The sequence below is a fragment of the Parapedobacter sp. genome, from assembly GCF_035556095.1.
Classification (GTDB): Bacteria; Bacteroidota; Bacteroidia; order Sphingobacteriales; family Sphingobacteriaceae; genus Parapedobacter.
The window spans coordinates 139,445-160,129 of the sequence record NZ_DATMFT010000026.1 but is presented as its reverse complement, the minus strand read 5'-3'; the positions used below and the strand labels follow the sequence as shown (position 1 = coordinate 160,129).

At 47.7% G+C, this 20,685-nt stretch carries 22 protein-coding genes; 8 read left to right on the top strand and 14 right to left on the bottom strand.

Going from position 1 to position 20,685, the window contains the following annotated elements:
• Nucleotides 1-5: 5 nt before the first annotated feature.
• The 3 genes from VNQ80_RS17410 to VNQ80_RS20980 all read right to left on the bottom strand — a co-directional run bounded on the left by VNQ80_RS17410 (nucleotide 6) and on the right by VNQ80_RS20980 (nucleotide 3,719).
• A complete protein-coding gene (locus VNQ80_RS17410; protein WP_325641022.1) occupies nucleotides 6-3,131 on the bottom strand; it encodes a GAF domain-containing protein in 3,126 nt (1,041 codons plus the stop codon).
• 198 nt (nucleotides 3,132-3,329) lie between these two features.
• Nucleotides 3,330-3,539, bottom strand: coding sequence for a DUF2945 domain-containing protein (locus VNQ80_RS17405; protein ID WP_325641020.1), 210 nt, complete (start codon nucleotides 3,537-3,539; stop codon nucleotides 3,330-3,332).
• Between the two features lie 12 nt (nucleotides 3,540-3,551).
• Nucleotides 3,552-3,719: a DUF488 family protein gene (locus tag VNQ80_RS20980; RefSeq protein WP_414693008.1), complete on the bottom strand. Its 168-nt coding sequence runs from the start codon at nucleotides 3,717-3,719 to the stop codon at nucleotides 3,552-3,554.
• 173 nt (nucleotides 3,720-3,892) lie between these two features.
• On the opposite strand from VNQ80_RS20980, the gene glk reads away from it, so the two are divergent.
• On the top strand, nucleotides 3,893-4,936 hold the full coding sequence (gene glk / locus VNQ80_RS17400) for a glucokinase (protein ID WP_325641018.1): 1,044 nt from the start codon (nucleotides 3,893-3,895) through the stop codon (nucleotides 4,934-4,936).
• 33 nt (nucleotides 4,937-4,969) lie between these two features.
• Here the strand turns inward: glk and VNQ80_RS17395 are convergent, their stop codons facing one another.
• Nucleotides 4,970-6,175 (bottom strand): DUF1343 domain-containing protein, encoded by a 1,206-nt coding sequence (locus VNQ80_RS17395; RefSeq protein WP_325641016.1) that lies wholly within the window; start codon nucleotides 6,173-6,175, stop codon nucleotides 4,970-4,972.
• Between the two features lie 170 nt (nucleotides 6,176-6,345).
• Between VNQ80_RS17395 and VNQ80_RS17390 the strand changes: the two genes are divergently transcribed.
• Nucleotides 6,346-8,490, top strand: a complete 2,145-nt coding sequence (locus VNQ80_RS17390; protein ID WP_325641014.1) for a S46 family peptidase — start codon at nucleotides 6,346-6,348, stop codon at nucleotides 8,488-8,490.
• 192 nt (nucleotides 8,491-8,682) lie between these two features.
• Here VNQ80_RS17390 and VNQ80_RS17385 read toward each other — a convergent pair whose 3' ends face one another.
• Complete coding sequence (locus VNQ80_RS17385; protein ID WP_325641012.1) at nucleotides 8,683-9,219, bottom strand: GNAT family protein; 537 nt, start codon at nucleotides 9,217-9,219, stop codon at nucleotides 8,683-8,685.
• A 142-nt stretch (nucleotides 9,220-9,361) separates the two neighbouring features.
• Nucleotides 9,362-9,964: a DedA family protein gene (locus tag VNQ80_RS17380; RefSeq protein WP_325641010.1), complete on the bottom strand. Its 603-nt coding sequence runs from the start codon at nucleotides 9,962-9,964 to the stop codon at nucleotides 9,362-9,364.
• Nucleotides 9,965-10,280: 316 nt separating this feature from the next.
• Between VNQ80_RS17380 and VNQ80_RS17375 the strand changes: the two genes are divergently transcribed.
• From VNQ80_RS17375 to VNQ80_RS17365, 3 genes are all read left to right on the top strand, one after another.
• Entirely contained in the window at nucleotides 10,281-10,787 is a 507-nt protein-coding gene (locus tag VNQ80_RS17375) for a sigma-70 family RNA polymerase sigma factor (protein WP_325641008.1), read from the top strand.
• Nucleotides 10,788-10,796: 9 nt separating this feature from the next.
• Nucleotides 10,797-11,501 carry a hypothetical protein gene (locus VNQ80_RS17370; protein WP_325641006.1) on the top strand — a complete coding sequence of 235 codons (705 nt, stop codon included), beginning with the start codon at nucleotides 10,797-10,799 and terminating at the stop codon, nucleotides 11,499-11,501.
• Between the two features lie 113 nt (nucleotides 11,502-11,614).
• Nucleotides 11,615-12,235: a hypothetical protein gene (locus VNQ80_RS17365; protein ID WP_325641004.1), complete on the top strand. Its 621-nt coding sequence runs from the start codon at nucleotides 11,615-11,617 to the stop codon at nucleotides 12,233-12,235.
• A 51-nt stretch (nucleotides 12,236-12,286) separates the two neighbouring features.
• Here VNQ80_RS17365 and proB read toward each other — a convergent pair whose 3' ends face one another.
• Nucleotides 12,287-13,321, bottom strand: a complete 1,035-nt coding sequence (proB, locus tag VNQ80_RS17360; RefSeq protein ID WP_325641002.1) for a glutamate 5-kinase — start codon at nucleotides 13,319-13,321, stop codon at nucleotides 12,287-12,289.
• Between the two features lie 84 nt (nucleotides 13,322-13,405).
• Entirely contained in the window at nucleotides 13,406-14,290 is an 885-nt protein-coding gene (gene mph / locus VNQ80_RS17355) for an Mph(E)/Mph(G) family macrolide 2'-phosphotransferase (protein WP_325641000.1), read from the bottom strand.
• A gap of 89 nt (nucleotides 14,291-14,379) precedes the next feature.
• Between mph and VNQ80_RS17350 the strand changes: the two genes are divergently transcribed.
• Nucleotides 14,380-14,736 carry a DUF1801 domain-containing protein gene (locus tag VNQ80_RS17350; RefSeq protein ID WP_325640995.1) on the top strand — a complete coding sequence of 119 codons (357 nt, stop codon included), beginning with the start codon at nucleotides 14,380-14,382 and terminating at the stop codon, nucleotides 14,734-14,736.
• A 36-nt stretch (nucleotides 14,737-14,772) separates the two neighbouring features.
• Here VNQ80_RS17350 and VNQ80_RS17345 read toward each other — a convergent pair whose 3' ends face one another.
• The 3 genes from VNQ80_RS17345 to VNQ80_RS17335 form a co-directional block, all read right to left on the bottom strand.
• Nucleotides 14,773-15,741: a hypothetical protein gene (locus VNQ80_RS17345; RefSeq protein ID WP_325640993.1), complete on the bottom strand. Its 969-nt coding sequence runs from the start codon at nucleotides 15,739-15,741 to the stop codon at nucleotides 14,773-14,775.
• Between the two features lie 73 nt (nucleotides 15,742-15,814).
• Nucleotides 15,815-16,738: an alpha/beta hydrolase gene (locus VNQ80_RS17340; protein ID WP_325640991.1), complete on the bottom strand. Its 924-nt coding sequence runs from the start codon at nucleotides 16,736-16,738 to the stop codon at nucleotides 15,815-15,817.
• 72 nt (nucleotides 16,739-16,810) lie between these two features.
• The gene (locus VNQ80_RS17335) at nucleotides 16,811-17,290 is read right to left on the bottom strand and encodes a deaminase (protein WP_325640989.1); all 480 of its coding nucleotides are present in this window, start codon (nucleotides 17,288-17,290) and stop codon (nucleotides 16,811-16,813) included.
• 191 nt (nucleotides 17,291-17,481) lie between these two features.
• Between VNQ80_RS17335 and VNQ80_RS17330 the strand changes: the two genes are divergently transcribed.
• Nucleotides 17,482-18,069 (top strand): hypothetical protein, encoded by a 588-nt coding sequence (locus tag VNQ80_RS17330; protein ID WP_325640987.1) that lies wholly within the window; start codon nucleotides 17,482-17,484, stop codon nucleotides 18,067-18,069.
• Nucleotides 18,070-18,212: 143 nt separating this feature from the next.
• Nucleotides 18,213-19,130: a hypothetical protein gene (locus VNQ80_RS17325; RefSeq protein ID WP_325640985.1), complete on the top strand. Its 918-nt coding sequence runs from the start codon at nucleotides 18,213-18,215 to the stop codon at nucleotides 19,128-19,130.
• Nucleotides 19,131-19,190: 60 nt separating this feature from the next.
• Here VNQ80_RS17325 and VNQ80_RS17320 read toward each other — a convergent pair whose 3' ends face one another.
• The 3 genes from VNQ80_RS17320 to VNQ80_RS17310 form a co-directional block, all read right to left on the bottom strand.
• Complete coding sequence (locus tag VNQ80_RS17320; protein ID WP_325640983.1) at nucleotides 19,191-19,970, bottom strand: hypothetical protein; 780 nt, start codon at nucleotides 19,968-19,970, stop codon at nucleotides 19,191-19,193.
• Between the two features lie 97 nt (nucleotides 19,971-20,067).
• Nucleotides 20,068-20,478: a putative toxin-antitoxin system toxin component, PIN family gene (locus VNQ80_RS17315; RefSeq protein ID WP_325640981.1), complete on the bottom strand. Its 411-nt coding sequence runs from the start codon at nucleotides 20,476-20,478 to the stop codon at nucleotides 20,068-20,070.
• A complete protein-coding gene (locus tag VNQ80_RS17310) occupies nucleotides 20,465-20,683 on the bottom strand; it encodes a hypothetical protein (RefSeq protein ID WP_325640979.1) in 219 nt (72 codons plus the stop codon). Before VNQ80_RS17310 ends, VNQ80_RS17315 begins: the two co-directional genes overlap by 14 nt.
• Nucleotides 20,684-20,685 lie beyond the last annotated feature (2 nt).

Below are 20,685 nucleotides of genomic sequence, written 5' to 3'. Positions count from 1 at the left end.
AAAAACTAATTGTTGTGGTAAGGTAATGTAAATGAAAAAATAGAGCCATTGCCCACGGTGCTCTGTGCAGAAATCGTTCCCCGATGTTTCTGAATGATTTGTGCCGCTATATATAGGCCCAACCCCATTCCCGGAAACGTATCCATGTTGTTGGCGGTCACCCTGAAAAACTTATCGAATACTTTTTTGAGGTCGGCTTTGGGAATACCATACCCATTATCCCGTACGCTCACAACAATTCCATCAGGGCCCCGCGTGCTGGCAACCGAAATTGTTGAGCCTTTTGGTGAATATTTGACGGCATTTGATAACAGGTTGGTAACCACCTGCCCAATGCGCTCGGGGTCGGCCATAACCGTTGGTATGTCCTGTAGCTGCGCGTTAAACCGGTGATTGCATGTTCGTTCAATTTCTCCAATCCGTTCGTGCAGAAGCTCATTGATGTTAAGTTCTTCGGGGCTCAATTGCAATTGACCTTCCGAAATCTTGGTTGTATCCAATAAGTTGTTGATCAATGCGGTGAGACGATCTACCTGCGTATTGAGTTTCGAAAGTAAATCCACGTCATCTTTAAGGCCTATTTCATCCAGTCTTTCCTGTACAATTTCTGCATAAGCTTTCATGCTGGTCACCGGCGTTTTGAGCTCATGGCTAGCCACGCCTATAAATTCATCGCGCAATTTCAACGACTGCCTTAACTGGGCTTCACTTTCACGCAATGCCTGTTCTGCACGTTCGCGCTCTTGGATATCGGTATAGTTGGAAATAATCAAGGCAGCACTTTGCGTCACGATATCGGCCAGTACGATATCCTTAAAGCTTGCCTTGCGTGGATCTCTGAAATACATGGCAAAAGCGCCCATGGCTTGGTTGTCTTTTGTTTTAATGGGGAAAGACCAACAGCCACGATAATCATATTTTTCAGCAATGAACAGCCACGGTTCCCATAGGGGTTCTCCACGCACATCTGTTGTAATAACCGGCTCGCCGGTGGGGACTGCCAGCCCGCAGGCAAGTGAGTCGAAGCCGATAAGAAAACCGTCTATTTCATCGGCATATTCGGCTGGCATATTACCGGCACCACGGATGGTATGTAGTTCGGTCCCTTGAGCGTTGGCGACATAAAAGGCCGTTCTTGCTTCACCGGATGTTTCCTTGACTGCAAGTTTCGATAGTATATGGAGAGACTCCGCGAGCGATTTTCCATCAACTACCGACTGGTAAGCTTCTTTCAAGAAACGCATGCGCTCTTCGTTGACCAGCAACGCATTTTCCGTCTGTCTTCTTTCGATGAGGTCTGCCGCTTGCCGTGCAAGCACATCGAACAAATTTAACTGACGGGCGGAAGGCGTATGTACGTGTTTCCAATGCGTTGAAATCATACCGACCCGATTTCCGGTACGGCTGATGAGCGGCGTCGATTGTATAGCGGAGATACCAGATTGACGATAAGCATTGAAGTCCTCCTTGCCTGATTTTACAAATGAGTCCTCGATATCACTTACGACAACCCGTTCGCCCGATGACAGCGCTTTTCCACAAGTAGACGAAGAGTTTATCCCCACGTATTCCCAATGTGCTGCTGAATTTGGATGGAACCCCGTGTGCGCCAACAGATACAATTCCGTTTTTTCAGGTAGCAGCACTTGTATGCTTGCGCAATCTGCGTCCATGATTTCAATAGCAGACATCAACAATGCATCGTACAACGAGTCAACGTCATCTGCTTCAATCAAGTGCTTGCTGATTTCCTGCAGTTTTTTAGAATCTTCCAGCTCTTTTGCTGATCGTTTTTCAGCTTTAACTCTTTCTGTCGCATCCCAAATGCGTTCTGCCGTTTCCGTAAGCAGCGCTACTTCGTATTCCCTCCATTTGCGGGGGGTAGGTTCGGAGGCCGTAAGCGTACCGACCAAAACGCCATTTTTAATAATAGGGGTGACGCCACATGAAATAACCTGGTTCTTTTCCATGGCCGGCAAGTCGGCAGGCGGAATTAAATCCGTATGGTATACATCGTTAATGATGATGGGGTTTCCTTCGTAATAAAGCGGTATTGCCCAAGAATAAGTAGACAGCGGATGTGTTCCGGCTAATGAGGGCAAACTTTCGCTGCGGTAATCCTGGGTTATTTTCACCTGATTTTCCGGTTCGTTGATTGCTGAATAAAACACCCTACCTGCTTTAAGTTCCTCACCAAGTAACCGGCAAGCAATACCTTCAATTTCTGCTGCGTCAGCAAGCGGACTAAGGGCGTTGGTGAGTTTTACCAGATAGGTCTGGCGCTGTTTGTGGCGTTTCCGCTCTGTGATATCAGTAGAAAGTACAGCAATCTGTGGGTTACCTTTGCTTGAAATCCGAAACCCATACGTAGAATACCATCGGTCGGTAAGTGTATTGTAATGCGCTATACGCAACGGCTCGCCTGTCCGAACTATTTTCGCACACGCGTCCATCCAATCGTCTTCTACTCCGGGGGTCGCCTCACTTGCAAGCTTTCCCGATACATTTTTTAGGCCGAAGTGTTGTTGAAATGCCTGATTGGTTTCGAGATAGCGAAAATCTGCAACTCGGCCCCACTCATCAAAAGTAAGTTCAATGATATGAAAACTGTCGTCGATGGAATTAAAAAGCGAATAGTATTTATCGGTGGCCCGCTGTGCTATTTCATCTTTTAGCCTGATGACTTCTTCTTCCGCCTCTTTGCGTTCGGTGATGGTGGCCGTTGTTGTGGTCACACCATCGTGCAGCTTCACGATGGATTGGTGAAACCAACCGTCAAATTGTTCATGTAAATAATGCTTTTCATATTGTTGCGGAATTCCAGTTTCCACTACTTCTTTGAATGCATCAAAGATACCTTCTGTTATTACGCCGGGGTTAAGGGTCAACAGGCTCTTCCCAATAACATCACCGTATACGGTTTCTGCAGCCTTGTTGTTCAATACCCAAATAAAATCTACTATTTCGTGCTGTTTATTCCGCACGGCCTTAAACACCTGGATCATGTCCATCGAGCTGTCGATGGTAGCTCTTAGGAGATCGTTGCTTTCCGCTAATCGTTCTTCACTTCGGCGCAAAGCCTTCTGCACCCCCTTTTCTCTTGTGTCGCCATGCTCTTCTTCCAGCTCCATTATTTCCTGATTTGAATATGTAGTTCGTAAAAATAGCAGTCGTACGGGAAATATATCCGTAAGCAAAACTTTTAATTAAAAATCAGAAAATCACAAGAAACTCAATCGTCTTTTCATTAGCTATTTTACCTTTATAATGATTTCAATAAACGTAAGAAAAAACCATTAATTTCGCTAAAAGTTTGGGATCATCCACTTTTATTTTTTGGTCAGGGCAGTGCCTTTGTGCGCAGCGATATGATCCGATTTGTCGCTTTTGATCTCATACTGTGGATCTGCGTCGGTAGCATGATGGGTATAACCTTTGTAATCGAAATCCGTGGTGTGCACCTTGATGATGGTGTCTGATACGTGACCGGCTTCCGAATTCCAGCGTACTTTGTCGCCGACTTTAAACTTTTTAGCCATGATGACAGTTTTCTATGATTTTATACTAATCGTCTGAATAGACGACGCGATCGCCCACGGTCCTTGCGGGAGTCGTATAGGTTCCAGACTTTCCTGGTTAAACCGTGGATATTTCCGCGAACCCGGAAATCTTCGTATATCAACCAAGGTTTTGATGGCAAAAGATTGCAGCATCGCCATAAAGTCGTCCAAACTGTGATTGGAATGTCCGACGGTATATACGACCTGTTTTTCGAATGGTTTCACAACTAGCTAACGGACGATTGGCGGGATTGTTTGTGTTGGTATCATTGTTATTAATAAGTATATTAGACGGGTAAAGATATCGCTATCACACTTAATTAAGAGGAACCATGAGTTATTCACTGCATTTACCCCAACGTGGGAAACCCGATTTTCATGGGGAAAATATCCTAGCAGCAGACATTGGTGGCACCAAAACCAGTTTGGGTTTATTTGAAGTACAAGACGATGCACCCGTACTTTTGCGGGAGGCTACCGTTCCTTCAAAGGGAGGGGCTACCTTTGAGGAGATGGTTGCAAAATTTCTCGACGGCGATCAAGAGACCCCTTCTGTGTTATCCATCGGTGTTGCTGGTCCTGTCTCGAACAACCAAGTGAAGTTGACTAACTTGGCTTGGGAGCTCGACGGCCATCAATTGCAACGTCATTTTGGCATTGACCAGGTTGTGCTTATCAACGACCTGGAGGCCACTGCATACGGACTTGCGGGACTGGTTCAGGATGATGTAGCCACTATATTTGACCGTGGAGAACGCTCCATAGGCAACATGGCCATCTTGGCTCCGGGCACGGGGCTGGGTGAGGCCGGACTTTTTTGGGATGGCCATGCTTACCGGCCATTTGCCACAGAGGGTGGACACAGTGATTTTGCACCCCAAACAGCGCTTGATTTGGAGCTTTATGCGCATCTGAAAGACGAACTCGGTATCGTGAGTTGGGAACACGTAGTTTCGGGTCCCGGTATTTACCGTATTTACCGTTTTCTTCGCGATGTAAAGGGGCATAAAGAGCCGGCTTGGCTAACCGAAAATTTCAAGAATGACAGTAATCCAGCGGCCGTGGTCAGCCATGCGGCCATGCGTGAATTAGACGCCACCTGTATCGAGGCGATGGCGTTGTTTGTGAGCTATATGGGGCGAGAAGCAGCAAGCTTGGCGCTTAAACACAAGGCCACAGGTGGCATCCTGCTCGGTGGTGGCATACCGCCCCGGATTTACCCGTTGTTGCGAAAAACACTGTTCCGCCAGCAGTTTGTCCGAAACGCTGATATGGAAGAATTGTTGGAGAACGTACCTATAAAAGTGATATTGAATAGCAAGGCTGCGCTCATCGGTGCCGCCTTTTATGGTGCCTATGGACGACAGCCCGAATAACTTTTATCTTCGGTCCGTGTGGGAATGGCTATGCTATTCATAGAGTAGATATTTCTTCCTCATCTTTTTATAGGCATCCAAGCCAGGTTCCCAAGTCTTGCGGATTTCCGCTTCCGATTTGCCAGACGCGATTTGCTTCTTGAACTCAGCAACGCCGGCGAGGTAATCTATGTTGCCGATTTGCCTATGGATGCTCCGATCGAAAAATTTAGCTTTATCCGGAAATTTGGAATACAGTTCGATCATCCACGCCAGGTTTATTTTTCCGGACTTAACCAGTTCTTCCAGGTCATAATCACGTAAGTCCAAGCCATAGCAGGTTTGGTTCTGGTAAATGGGATCTTCGGCCATACCCGGCTTGGACACGGGCGTAAAAGAAAAGTCGTATATTCCTTTAAATAGCGGCCCGCCGATTACCGTAAAAGGATAATCCGTACCGCGACCATGGTTCAGCGCTACACCTTCAAAGAGGCATGTAGACGGATAGAGGAGGATGCTGGCTTCCGTATTAAGGTTCGGCGATGGGTTTACAGGTAGCTTGTACAACAAGCCATGATGGTAGTTGGCGTTTTTTATGATATCAAGTTTGCATTTTAGGTTATTTTCGAGCCATCCTTCGCCATTTACCATCTGTGCAAATTCCGCTACGGTCAAGCCATGGCTTATCGGTATGGGAAACTGTCCGATTCCGGATTTCAGGTCCATATCCAAAATAGGGCCATCTATCAAATAGGCATTTGGATTTGGTCGGTCGAGAATCATCAGTTCTTTGCCATATTTTGCGCAAGACTCCATCACGTCCCTCAACGTATTGATGTTGGTATAGAATCTACAGCCCACGTCCTGGATGTCGAAGACGACGATATCCACGTCGGCTAGGTCTTCTTTGCTTGGCTTTTTCTTTTTTCCGTAAAGGGATATGATCTTCACACCCGTGGCCGGATCGACCTCGTCTGAAACCTCGGTACCATTACTCGCATTCCCCCGGAAGCCATGCTCCGGGCCGAAAACCTTGGTCACACTTATGCCCCGTTTTAATAGGCTATCCAGTAGATGCGTGCTGCCGATTACACTGGTTTGGTTGGCCACCAAGGCAACCCGCTTACCCTTGAGTTTATCAATGTAGCGTGCAGTTTGTTCAGCACCGGTTTCGATAAAATCGTTGGCATATTTTAATTGGGCATGCAATGCGTTTAAGCTTATCAACAGCCCCAACAACGTACAAAGTAATCTAGTCATCGTGTCATCGTTCGTTTGGTTAAAGGTATGGATTTAAATTTTGCCCCGAAAATCCGGAGGCTGCGCTATTGTATGATTGGCGGGGTATCCGTAGCTTTGCCCACGCACATGAACTTCCGAGCCCTTCGGAAGCATAGCGAACATATATGCAAAACACTATTCGATTTGTGATGAAAAAAATCATTGTATTAATACTGGTTGTATCCGTAAGATTCAGCGCGTTTGCCGACGAAGGTATGTGGTTTCTTATGCACTTGGAGCGCCTCAACGAGCGCGATATGCAGAAGATGGGTCTTCAGCTCACTGCCGAAGAAATCTACAGCATCAACCATTCCAGCATCAAAGACGCCATCGTACAGTTCGGTGGCGGATGCACTGCTGAGATTGTTTCGGGGCAGGGCTTGGTGTTGACAAATCACCATTGCGGCTACGGCGCCATCGCAGCGCTTTCCTCGCCAGAGAACAACTATCTCACCAATGGATTTTGGGCAGCTACAAAGCAGCAGGAGCTCAAGCCCGACGAACTCTCTGTGCGCTTTTTTGTCCGCATGGACGATGTTACCCAGCGGATACTCGGCGTTGTGGATGATGCGGTGAGTGAAGCCGAGCGCGAAAAGGCCATCAATCGCGAGATTGCCAAAATCGAGCAGGAAAACAACGAAGGTGGAAAATACACGGTTTCCGTCCGCTCGTTTTACGAGGGCAATGAATACTATTACTTCGTATATCAGGACTATCCCGACGTGCGGCTGGTGGGTACACCGCCGAACAGTATTGGCAAGTTCGGGGGCGATACGGACAATTGGGAGTGGCCCCGCCATACCGGCGACTTCTCCCTGTTCCGGGTATATGCGGATAAAGACGGCAATCCGGCCCCGTATTCGGCAGGCAATGTGCCGCTGAAGCCGAAGCACCACCTCACGGTCAGCTTGAACGGGTATACCGAAAATGACTTCGCGATGATCCTGGGTTATCCGGGCCGTACGAACCGTTGGATGCCGTCGGGTGGGGTAGAACAGAACGTGAACTTTGCCTATCCGGCCTGGGTGGAAGCCTCCAAGGTCGGCATGGACCAAATGAAGAAGTACATGGACGCCGACCCGAAAGTCAAGCTCGACTACGCGTCCAAGTATTCGCAGGTCGCCAATTACTGGAAAAACCGGCAGGGGATGATCGACGCGCTCACCCAGCACCGCACCGCCAGTATCAAAGCGGCTGAAGAATCCCGGTTCGACAAGTGGGCGCACAAGCGGCGTAACCGCGAACGGTACGGTTCGGTCATCAACGACATCAACAACTATTATAAGGAAACCGATCTGGGAGCCCGGCACGACAATTACCTGGTTGGACTGCTGCGATCCAGTACCTTCGCGGCGTTGCCGTATTCGTTGGGCAATGCGCTGGCGTACTATGCCGCCCAGAATGACGCCAAGCGTAAAGAAGTTGCCGAGCGGATTAACGCTAACCTAGAGGGCACGTATGGCGATCTATACTTGCCCTTGGAGCGCGATGTACTGGCCGCACTGTTGAACCTGTATGCCGAAAAAGCGACCGAGGGCGGCGTTCCGCCGTATATCGATTCGCTTTATCAACAGCATCATGGCGATTTGTCGGGATACATCGACGCAGCATTCCAAACCAGTCTCTTCGCAAGCCGCGAGCGGGTTGATGGGTTTCTAGCCCAGCCCGATACGCTCGCCCTGCAGAACGATCCGCTGTATAAGCTGTCGACCGCGCTACTCAACCGCTACCGGCAAACGTCGCCTGAGGAGCAAGAGCTTCAAGGGCGCTTCCAGCGGGCCTTCCGCCTGTATGTGGAGGGAACGCGCAAACGGAATCCGAAAAAGAAATATTATCCAGATGCAAACAGCACGCTGCGTCTCACCTACGGCAAAATCAATCCGTTGCCGCCCGATCCCAGCAACGATGCCAGCGCCAATTATTTCACGACACTGAAAGGCACCATTGCCAAGTACCAACCCGGCGACGAGGAATTTGACCTTCCCGATCGGTTGAGGGAATTGTACGAACAGCGTGATTACGGGCGCTATGCCGACCGCGAAGGCAACCTGCCCATCAATTTCCTGACGGACAATGACATCACGGGTGGTAACTCCGGCTCGCCCGTGCTGAACGGCAAAGGTGAACTGATCGGTATCGCATTTGACGGCAACATCGAAGCCATGGCCGGCGATGTCATCTTCGATGACGAGCTGCAGCGTACCATCGCGGTCGATATACGTTACGTGCTCTTTGTTATCGACAAGTTCGCTGGTGCAGGCCATTTGGTCGACGAAATGACGCTAGCAGATTGATGTAAAAAGATGCCCGGCAAGTTAAAATGGCGGAGGTGAATAGCTGAGTTTTTTTAAGAAATCGTTTTGGCGAGCGAATTACTTTCGCTATATTTACAGCAGGTTTAGGTTGATAGCCCCTAACCCCATTGGGGCGGCATCTCCACAAGAGATGTTTTATACCCCGGCTCGTTTTTCATAAAGGAGCTGGGGTTATTTTTTTTTCAGTTTCGAGTAGATGTCTACGTTTAGGTACCTGCCTTCTTTAAACTCGCATTCCCGCATCGTTCCTTCGTGTATAAATCCCAACTTTTCGATGGCCCGTTTGCAATTCAGGTTTTCACTGTCAACAAACCCTTCAATTCGGTTTAAGCCGAGGCGCTCAAATCCATAACCGCAAATCAGTGGGAATGCTTCCTGCATAAAGCCTTGTCCCCAAAAGTCAGGCAGCAGCCAAAATCCGATTTCAGCTTTTCGGTGTTCCCGGCTTATGCCGTTAAAGCCTCCGGCACCATAAAATATCCGGTTATCCGGCGAACAAATAGCCCACCAGATGCCTGTTTTATTTTGTTCGAGGTTCCGGAACCACTCCATCTGTTCCTGTGTGGCTTGTAGGGAGTCGAAGCTCACACCGTAATATTTTATTACTTTCGGGTCGGAGAGGCCTCGGTATATATGCGCAATATCGGAGGATTCGATTTGTCGCAGTCGTAACCTTGTAGTTGTTAATAATGGGAAAGGCAATTCCATTAATTTCAATGCTGATTTGCAAAAATAAGAAAGCCGATTAAATCACGATGCGATAATCAACTTATAAGCACAAGAACCTGAAGCCGAATGATGGCTTTCAATCTACGATCGCATCCGCGCGTGGCAGTGCGTTGGAATCCGGTTAACCATGTTTCTTCCTTTTAAATCCCCGGATGATGTTAGTTACCACTGGTACGGTGACAAGTATGATGATACCAGCGACAACATAATTGAGGTAAGGACGTAAAAACGGCATACTTCCTATCAGATAGCCGGCAGTTGCAAACGAAAGGATCCAGCCAAGTGAACCCAGAAAGGTAAATAGTACAACGCGGCTAAATTTCAGTTGAATAGCACCTGCAACTAAGGGTCCAAACGTGCGAATCAACGGAAAAAACACACCTATGGATAGCGCCCAAGCACCGTATTTGTTGTAGAAGTTCTCGGCAGCCGTTAGATGCTGCTTTTTGAAAAATCCGGAATCGGGCTTGCGGTATAAAAGCGGACCCGCCTTATAACCGATGGCATACCCAGTGATGTTGCCCAGTAAGGCGGCCAGGGTGCCCATGGTGCATAGCGTGAAAAGACTATGGTCAAACGAGCCATTAGCAATTAATACCCCCGCCATAAAAAGGGGTGCTCCGCTCGGAAGAAAGAAACAGAAAAAAATACCGGTCTGGGCATAAATTGCTAGGAGAATGACCAGTAGCCCACCAAATTGAATTAACGCCTCCGCATCAAACATCTACATTTATTATTGTTCATTATGCCGTCAAAGGTAGGGATTTTATCATCCTTCTGCCTCTGCCGCAGTCCACCAAGCATGCCGGAAGCAACCGGAATGGCGTGCTGCGATACGATTAAGCCATTTCCCATCCCGGTCGAACCGGTTGGTAAAGCACCTTGTGCTTTTCAAATGTACATGAAGTTTTTTTCGAAACTTCAACGTCTACTCAATCCAATGGCTTCTAATAATGATGAAAATTGCCTTTTTGAAAATTTCGCTCCGAAGTGTGATTTTTCATTAGCTTTCGCGACTAATAGGAATATAACAAGAGGGAATGCCAGCAAATACCGAATCATATACCAACGACTTCCTCGGCTTAATATCGGCCAATGAGCGATTGATTTATAAAGTGTGCAGGGTATATGAGCACGATACCGACAGCCGTCAGGATTTGTTCCAAGAGATTGTATTGCAGGCATGGAGCGCATATCCGAGGTACCGGCATGCTGCCACATTCAGTACGTGGCTTTATAGAATCGCGCTGAACACGGCGATTACTTTTCAGCGGAAAAGTAAAAAAAACATCGTGACCAGTGTAGCTGAGTTGCCGGATGTACATCCCGCGACGTCAGTTGTTGCACAAGAAAAGTACGAACTGATGTACGAGCTGATCGCATCGCTGCCTGCGATGGAGAAAGCATTGATTGTGCTTTACTTGGATGACTACCCTTATCGGGAAATAGCGGATATGCTGGGGATTTCCGAAAGCAATGTAGGTACCAAACTAGCCCGTATAAAAGAAAAATTAAGGAAACAAGCCGCTGTGCTCAGTAATGTATAAGGAAAGACAATGGAACTCCATGAAATGAAAAAGCTTTGGCAAGCGTCTGGCCCGCCGGATGCGGAACAAGCCAATCACGGTACCGGGCAGCATGCCAAACCCGCTACTTCGGATAATGCAGGCGGATACCCTACCACGCGTATCAAAAAGGGACAAACGCGGTTTTCCATTGCTTATCCCGGTGAGCATGATGCTGAGTTCGCCTCCCTGGATAAATCAAACGGTTATCTTTCCACGCTGCTCAAGAACGAATACACTGGTCTTTTGTTCGTCATCGTCCTGCTTGTCGCGCTTTTATTCCTGACAGATAGAGCCCTTTCGTCCGCTACGGCCATGGCCGGCTATATCATCCTGCTGCTCAGCCTGCTCGCCAAAATTAGTACAGCGATTTATAAGATTGCGTTGATAAAGCAGATCGATCTGGCGGTAGACTCCATCACCGATTTCGCGCTTAAAATAGATCGCTTTCGTTTATTGGTCACCAGAGAACGGCTTGTCGGCCTGTCGTTAATCCCCTTTGGTATGGTCTCCCTCTACCTGTTTATCGATGGTTACCAATTCCAGCAATTGATTGACATCCTGCCCAGGTTGATTATATCCATTGTGCTGGCCATTATAATCTCCTATTTCATGTACAAAAAAAGCTATTTCAATAAAATTAAAGCCATAGAGGAACACATCAAGGCTGTCAAGGATTTTCGGGATTTTGTTTAATGCTACCCGAGCGATAAACTTGCCTATTTTGATGTTGGTGTTCTAATAAATACTGGTTTTCCAGCATTGTGGCCCACAGGTGCAGCGTTTATATTTGTAGCGGGAGATAATTTATGACAACAAATGTTTTAGCCTCTTTTGCTGCAGTACTAGCTATTATTGTGTTTATGGGTTGTAGTAAGAGCGAAAAACCGCAACCAGCCCAAAGCCGCTTTGGCGATCAATTTGGCGGCACGCCCTATCTGGGCGATGCGACGGGCGAACTATTTATCGACGGCTCGTTGCGATATACTTGGAAAGGAAACGCAACCGTTTCCGCTATTGAGCAAACGGCAGATTCTGTTTCGCTTGTTTTTCAGGCCAATTTCGGGGATGAAGGTGAGATTAACCTCAAAATACGGGGCCGCGACCACGGCGGAAATTTCCTTTTGGAAAGTCCAGGAGCGGTTTTGCGGGTTATTGAAGGTGACATTTCCGGGATGTTTGAAAATGCGGCGCAAACGATATCGTTTTCCGGTGATGTCCGTGAGCGGTACGTTTTCGCAGATGTCGATGTTTTGTTCAATGAAAGCACGGACGTGTTTCCGGCCGGGTCGACGCTAAAGTTGGCCTTTCGTACCTCACGCGAAGTTGAGGGCGGGGACCCCAGCGGCGGCGACGGCTGTACCATGCGTTTAGTGCCCGTGTGGTCCCCAACCGGATTGACGATGGGTATGGTTCCAGATTGCGATTAGTCCACGTCGTTTAGCTCGGAATTCAGCACAGATTGAACCGTGGAGTTTGTGTTATAAGAGGACGATGTCGTCTGCATGCGCAATTTCTATATTCGTTTTGTTGTTGGCATGTTCAATCACTGCTGAATCGATCTTTGACTTAGCCACTGCGTGTATCAATCCCTCTTCATCCGCTATTTGGAAAACCTCGCCCGTCATAAACCCGCCGATCACGCTCGTGACCCCGACAGCTAGCAGGCTTCGGCGTTTTTTCAATGCTTCCAGTGCACCTTTGTCGACGACCACTTTACCGGAAATGAGGCTACCGGTCGCCATCCACTTATGGCGTGATGATATTTTCTTGGGTTTTGCCCGGCAGCAGGTACCAATTTCACCTGCTGCAGCCTTCAGGATGGCATTTTCAGTATCCATGCCAAAAATGACCGCTTCGATACCCAACTGGTTGGCTATCCTGGCGAAATTCAGTTTGGAGGTCATGCCACCCAAGCCCACCGTTGATTTCTCCTTCCTGGCTAACGACAGTATTTGCTTGTCGATTACCGGGATTTCGCGGATGAGCTGTCCGGCTGTATCCAATACACCCGGCACCGATGTACTGAACAGGATTTTTTCGGCACCGAACCCTACGGCAATTAGTGTGGCAAGCTCGTCGTTGTCAGAAAACTTCAGCTCTTTGTTGCTGACCACATCGTTTTCATTCGCAATAGGGATGATGTTGTTGCGCCACAGTGTTTCGTAGGTGTTTTTCAATTGAACGAATTGGGCGCGGTTGGCAAAATGCTGTCGTTCACAGAGGCTTTGTGCTAAGGCGGTTTTATACGGTTTGAAATACGTGGCGTAGATGCCAATCAGTAAGGGGTTGCCGATTGCTGCAGCTGCTTTCCGCTCCGGCAATGTACCCTTGTATTGAGGGATGTAGGCTTTTCCCGCTGCTACAGCACCGGATGACACGATCACGATGTTATAATGTTCCTTTAGTTTGGCCGTCTGCCGCGCTATTTCTACGATAATCTGTTCGTCTATCGCTCCGTCTGCCGTGGTAATCGACGCGGAGCCAAATTTGATGACGATAATGGGTTTCTTCATGAGCTATGGAAAACGACTGCTAATTTCGCAAATTTTGGGTGATTATCAATCATGCGTTCGGGTACCAGACGCATGTCACTGTTCTTACCCGACGCCTAACTGTGCTTTCGCCCCAGCGATGTGTTGGTCGATTCGTGTCTCCACGGCAAAGAACCCATACGCCAAAGGCGCTGCGGCGGCCCGTTCTACGGCCTGGTCAAAAAGGCGATCCCAAACCCGGCCACCTCGTTTTTCGAATTCGGAAATTAGGGCTTTGAGACTTTCTTCGCCAAAAACACTGACATGGCCGGAGAAATCCAACGCGGGGTCGCCCGTATGTGCTGTTGACCAATCGATCATGCCCGATACAACACCATCTTCCGATGCCAATATGTGGCCCGCATATAGGTCACCATGGATAAAAGTCGTGAAATCCGGCCAAAGCGCATCATTGTCCAACCATTTACGATAGCGCAGTTCCAACGCCCTGCTTATACCGAGTTCCGCTTTCACCAGCTGCAAACGGCTTGAAATCTCTGGTCTCAGATCCTGTGGTTCCATCACCCGCAAGCCGCGTCCTACAACTTCTTCCACCGGAATGTCCTGTAATGCTACCAATGTATTGGCCAATGAAGGTACGTAGTTTGGGCTATCCTTGTCGATATTCCAGGTCACTTCGTAGGTAATCGCGTCGAAGGTCAGCGCAGGCTTTTCCTTCAATAATGGGTATGCGACCAGCTGTGGCGTGGCAATTTGCCAATCCGGCACCTGTATCGGAAGGTGCTTCCGAACCAGTTGCAATATCTTTTTTTCCTTTGCTATCTGCTCGCCCAAGTCGCCCCGGCGGGGGATACGAAGGATCCACTGCTGTCCGTTTTTATCCGTAGCAAAGCCGACTTTGAAGTCGATACCCATTTCGTTGAATGTCATCTCGTTGGTGAGCTGCAAACCATGGGCTTCAGCCAGTAATTGGATATCTTTCTGTGTCATCTTCAAAAGTAGGGGACATATTCCCGCCGCGATTTTCCAAAAATACTAAACAAATTAGAAGTTTATCAAATTGCTGTTACTTTTGTGAGATGAACGTACTTGACGAATTCTATTATCGGCAAACCGATGCCATCCGCGAGGTGTTATTGGCAATGCGGGAAATCATCCTATCCAGGGACCCGGCGATTACCGAACACTGGAAATACAACATGCCGTTTTTCTATTTCCGGGGCAAGATGTTCTGTTACCTGCGGATTGATCGGAGGGATGGCCAACCTTACTTGAGCATGGCCGATGGTAAATACATTGACCACCCATTGCTCGAACAGGAAAGCCGGAAACGGATGAGAATCCTGCGGCTCAACCCCGAGTCCGATCTTCCGGTCGACGCCATCAACTGGATTCTTGACTGTGGCTTGGCGTTTCAGCGGAGCCGGGATAAATAGGAGCGTACCCGGTAGGTTTTAAAATATACCTATCGACTATTCAATCCAGAATGTGCCGCCGTCAACCGCTGGCAGGGTGTTTTCTCCTTCCGGCTGGATGATAATAACCTCTTTTCCGCTGTCCATGTTATGGAGCTGGCCGTCATTTGGTATCACGGCGAGATTCCAGTAAAAAAATGTAGGCCCGATTTTTTTAGCTACCAATAAGTGATTTCCGTCGGGAGAGAAATCGGCATGGATTTCCCCACCGCTGCTTTCCGTTACCTGCCTCAAATTGCCGCCGTCTATGTCCATCACGTAAATATGGTTGCTCACCATCAGGGCCAGCTGTGTGCCTTGCTTATTTACTCTCAGGTTCCCCCATTGTGTGTATGGCATTTCTTTTACCAAGGACAGGCTGTTGTATGGCGGGTCGGATTTCGCGATATACCTTTCGTCCAGCGTAAACAAAATACTGTTATCGGGGAGCCACAATACCTCGTCGCTAATCCCAAACGCCACGGGATCCGTTCCCACATTTACACCTTCCAAATGGGTTAACACGTTGCCGTCTAAATCGGTGATGACAATACCATTGTCAAATGTTGGGTGGTACATCACTTTCGTGTTATCGTGTGAGAGAAGAGCCGCTATTTTGGTGTTTGTGCCGTACGGGGAGTCGTAGTCGAATTCATCCACGATAGTTCCATCGGCATTGCGTATCAACGTCACTTTAGCAACATCAAACACACCTGCTTCCCGTTCAGTGGCCAGTCTGAATTGTTCGTCCCAGCTCATGTCCCAGCTGTTGAAACCATACGTGTTGTATGTGAAATAGGTGCTTTGGCGGTTGGTCTGTAAATCCAACTGATATACATTTCCAACAAACGAGTAAATGAGTTTTCCGGTTAAACCTCCATTCGCACCACCATTGTTGCCGGAGGGGCCATCGTCTTTTTTAGCACATGACCAGATACCAAAAATAGTAGCCAAACCGATTGCAATTGCTTTTACTTTTGTATTCATAAGACCTCAATCTATAAAAAACAAAGGTAGTGAGCCATTCACGTTCGGTCAATCCCGGAAAACAAGGAGAATTTCATTCCTTTGGTTGCGGAGACCGTACTGCGGTTTTATCCAGCCATGCGACGATGTCGTCGAAAACCAGTTTCCGATCACCCTCGTTGAGTACCTCATGGCGCATGCCGGGGTACAATTTTAGCTCAACCCGCTCAAAGCCGCATTTCCGTAACGCCTGCACGGTTTTTACCACGCCTTTTCCGAAGTCTCCGATCGGATCGTTTGCACCGCTTACAAAAAGCAAGGGCATGTTTTTGGAAAGGTTTTCAGCCCACTTTGATTTGGTCGCTTCCACGTTGATGGAGATGAGGCCAAAGAACGCGTTGTTGCTAAAGTTTACCCCGCATAGCTCATCATGCAGGAACGCTTTTCGATTGGCTAGGTCAGCACTTAGCCAATTCGTTCCGTCAACCGGGGTCTCATGCCTGAATTTTCTGTTGTTGATCTGTAAAAAGAGTTCATTGAGTTGCTTGCTCCGGCGCCGCGGTGCGATCAGATTAGCCATCGCTAATACTGGACGAAAAAGGGCGGCTAATGGATTTGGTCCGCCTGTTCCCATTAGAATTGCTCCAGCAAAATATTGCGGAAATTTCTTTAATAGGAGACGGGCAATAAACGAACCCATGGAATGCCCCATCAAGACCAGCTTTTCACCGGCGAAACACTGCGTCATGAAGTGCAACATCCGTTCCGCATCCTCCATCAGGCGTCCGCCGGGATCATCCCTACGGAAAAAGCCCAATTCAGCGGTTGCTTTGGCCGTGTGCCCGTGCCCAATGTGGTCATACGTCAGTACGGCATAGCCATGCATTTTTAAATAATTAGCGAAGCTTTCATACCGGCCGCTATGTTCTTGCATGCCATGCAGGATGAGGACGGCCGCCTTGATTGCCGTTCCGGGCGGTTGGTATATTGTGTAATGGATATGATCTGGTGCTGTCATATATGGTTAATTTACCGAAGCCGCAGCCTTCGCGTTGCCGTTCCAGTAGTTGGAATTATGGTTTTTTCTTTACTAGCGCGACTTGTTGTTCTTTCGATGCAGCTCGCGGAGCATGTCGGAAAATTCTGGAAAGGGACCTTCTGTTTCTATGGCAGGGACTACATCCTTTATGCGTAGGGGAGCGATTGGTATAGGTTCCCTTTGAAATTCGACCATCCATTTGCCAAGTTGCTCAGATGAACTTGCAAAAACAATCTTTCCTAAGCCTACCCAAGCGTGTGCAGCGGCACACATGGCGCAATGCTCGCCCGACGTATATACCACAGCGGTAGCCCTTTCTTCTTCACTCAAGTTTGTAGCGGCCCACACTGCAATGGCTAATTCGGGATGCAGCATCTTATTGCCAGTAGCCGTATGGTTATAGTCTTCGAACAACACCTCGCCTTCGGCGGATAAAAGCAACGAGCCAAACGGGTCATTACCCTCCTCTAGCGCCTGTGTTGCCAATTCGACGCAACGTTGCAGATAATGAAGATGAAGTTCGTGCGACATAGCCAGTTTAATTTATCGATATTACCCAAAGTTAAACAAAATGGCTCCACAATCCCAACGCGCTGCTGAAATCGAATCTTTTTTATGATACGCTATTTCCGTTTGTATTTAGACCTAACTTTGTATAAGTTTGAGTTGAATAGATTTGATAAATCGTTAAGTTTGAACGCATCTACAAGGCGTTTGTAATTATGCTATTTAAAGCGATACATCTTCAAGGCATTCAATCGGGGAAAATCACGTTGGCGTTCCGCAGGTGGGAAAAGGCTTCTGTAAAAAGCGGAAGCCTTTTACACACAGCTGTCGGCCTGGTTGAAATCTGTAAAGTTAAAACGGTCAGCGAAAATGAAATCACCGACAAAGACGCTTTGGAGGCAGGTTTTAGAGATAAACAACAATTGCTAGAATCGTTTACACACAACACTACCGCGACGATTTTTAAAATAACTGTTCGTTATCATTCCGCCGATCCACGAATAAAACTAAGCGCGCAAACGGACCTATCAGCACAGCATTTTGCCGATTTAAAAACGAAGTTAGCACGGTTGGACAACCACAGCAGACAAGGGCATTGGACGAGAAAAATTCTATTGGCAATCAAAGATAACCCCAATTTACACGCCTTGGGTATTGCAAAGCTTACAGGCTTTGAAAAGGAATGGCTAAAGCTGAATATACGGAAACTGAAAAACTTAGGCTTGACCATAAGCCACCGTGTAGGCTACGAGCTGTCGCCATTGGGAAACAGCTTTGTCGAAAAGCTGTCAACCGAAAAATAAAGCGACCGAGAACAAGATGAAGGATTTATTTTTCTTAGTAACTTTACTAAGAAATAAAATACGTTGTCTTGAAAACTAAGAAATGGGTGCCAATTATTTGCTTTGCAATCCTAAATGGTCTTGCTGTTTTTGGTTCCTTAAGCATGCTTACGACTGGCAGCACCGCCGGTTCACTCGCAGAGAAATACCCCGGAGATATCGGTATCGAACAAGATCGCGACGTTCTTTTCACAGAGAAATTCAGTGATGGCTTGGCTAATATACAAGCCAGGTATAACGATGTGCTCAATGGCGAAGGAATGCGCCTTGATACGGTGGATGTTCCGGCTAAGGGCGTTGTCGCTCTCGTGATGACAAATCAAGGAGGTGAAAATGACGGCGGGCATCTTTACAAAAGATTCGACCCGGGATTTGACAGCGTCATTTATGTGCGGTACTATGTAAAGTATCCTTCGAGTTCAAAAGGATACATCCATCATGAGTCGGTCTGGATCGGAGGATACCAGCCGGCCCTCCCATACCCAAAGCCCGCTGCGGGTACCTGCGGAATGGGCGATACGCGTATTGCAATAGGCTACGAGCCTGTTAATGCACCGAATATGGACACTTACCTGTATTGGGGAGACATGCGGGCTGGTGCCCGCGGCAAATGCTATGGAAACGATATGGTCAACGGCAGCCCACGGGCCAGGCAGTTAATTTGGGACACCTGGATGTGCGTTGAGCTGATGATCAAACTTAACCACCCGGCCACGGCATATAACGGCGAATTAAAGATCTGGCAAGACGGCATCGAAGTAGGGCATTGGGGCCCCGGTTTTCCGAATGGGTATTGGGACATGGACTCTTGGCTCAACGATGAGGCAGGACAGCCGTTTGATGGGTTTCGTTGGAGGACAACGGAGCAACTGAATATCAATTACCTTTGGATCCAATTTTACGATGATACGACACCGCCGGGGGGTTCTCATCATATCAAGTTCTCCAACCTGGTTGTTGCCAGAAAATATATCGGGCCTATCCATGGCATTTCAGCCGATTCTTTGCATGATTTGCCTTGATGTACGGCGTAAACGTCATTTGCCTGGGGTTACGTTCCTGGCCGGATCCATTGCTTTGATTTACAATCCTCCTTCATTATAGTGTCCACGGATTTTCGCGACCTCCACAGTTTTGTCGTGCCGAAGTATGCCCGTCGCTTTCGAAAGGCTAAAATAGTGGTCGTTTACATAGATTACGTCATGGAGCCCCCAGTCGCCGTAAGTGATGGAAAGCAATCTGATACGGTATGAATAGGTCGTCTCTTCTTCCGCGCCTTCGGTTTCCAAAACCCGATTACCACCGATCTGGTATCCCCCCAAATTCATATTATAGTTCACCCAAAGGTACTGTATCAGCTCGGCTACCGATGCCATATCCATCACGCCGTTATAGCGGCCTATGGTTTTATCCCCATTGAATTTGTCCAGCAGTGGCTCAAAGTAGGTGGACCTATGTACCCGGAAACGGATCATATGACCGTTGGTCATCAAGGCCGGATATTCGAAGTATTTAGCCGCTTGTGACGACCCCTGTTGAACTGTTTGCGCCGAGGAGTTCGTTCTAGTCAATTCCACCCATGTTTGCGCTTGATGCTCATCATCGGTATGCAATTCTATCCATTCATTTCCCCGATCGGGTGGGGGTGCTATGCTTATGGTATTGACATAATACGTAGTGCTTGTTTGGTCTTCTTCGCTATAAAAACCTCTCGGGAAAACGTCCTCATCGGCCGCGTAGGCCAGCCTCAGAAATTCTTCATGTTCTTCCGGGTTCGGTGCAAGATCTTTTTTTTCACATCCGGCAATCAACAAGCCAGTTGTCAATACGGCTAATAAGCGGATATCATGTTTACATCTCATTGGATAAGACACTGGTCATCGTCTATATAGACGAATCGTACTACAATAATGCTACATATTGAATTCCCCGATGTAGGCGCTCTTCAACTTAGGGTATTTATTGTTCCAGAAACGCAGCGGCATTGATAATTGGAATGTCTTTATACGGATGGAGCACGAGTAAATCTTGATCTCCGGTAATGATTGCACTCGCTTTAGCACTCAATGCGATTTCTAGAAATTTATTATCCTTCGGATCTCGGCAATCCGTTACAATATGGTGTGGGTTAATGTATACTGCCAATGAATCGAAACTCTCGATAATCTCTAGCCGAACAGCGAGTGGGAGATACCGATCGAATTTTGGGCGAACAAATACACCTTTAAACTCGTCGGCAGTTGCTTTTGACAAGACTATATGCCCCAATCTCCGGGCGCGGTTTAGTGCATGTCTAGCCACAGAATTGGGCAATAGAAACGAACTGATTAGTGTGTTGGTATCAAATACAAATAACTTAATCCTCTTCACTAAGTAATTGGTTTAGTTTGGTTTCGGTTAACCTGTTTTTTTTTGTTGTTCTCCCGGCTTTGTCCAACAGTTTATCAAATTCGGCTTCCTTCAATTCTCTGAGTATATCAGCTATTTTACGCTCATATTCTGCCTTGAGCGCAGGAGTACTGTTTCTCCAAACTCGGGCCAACGCACTATCAACCTCTAATACGATGCGATCCATAA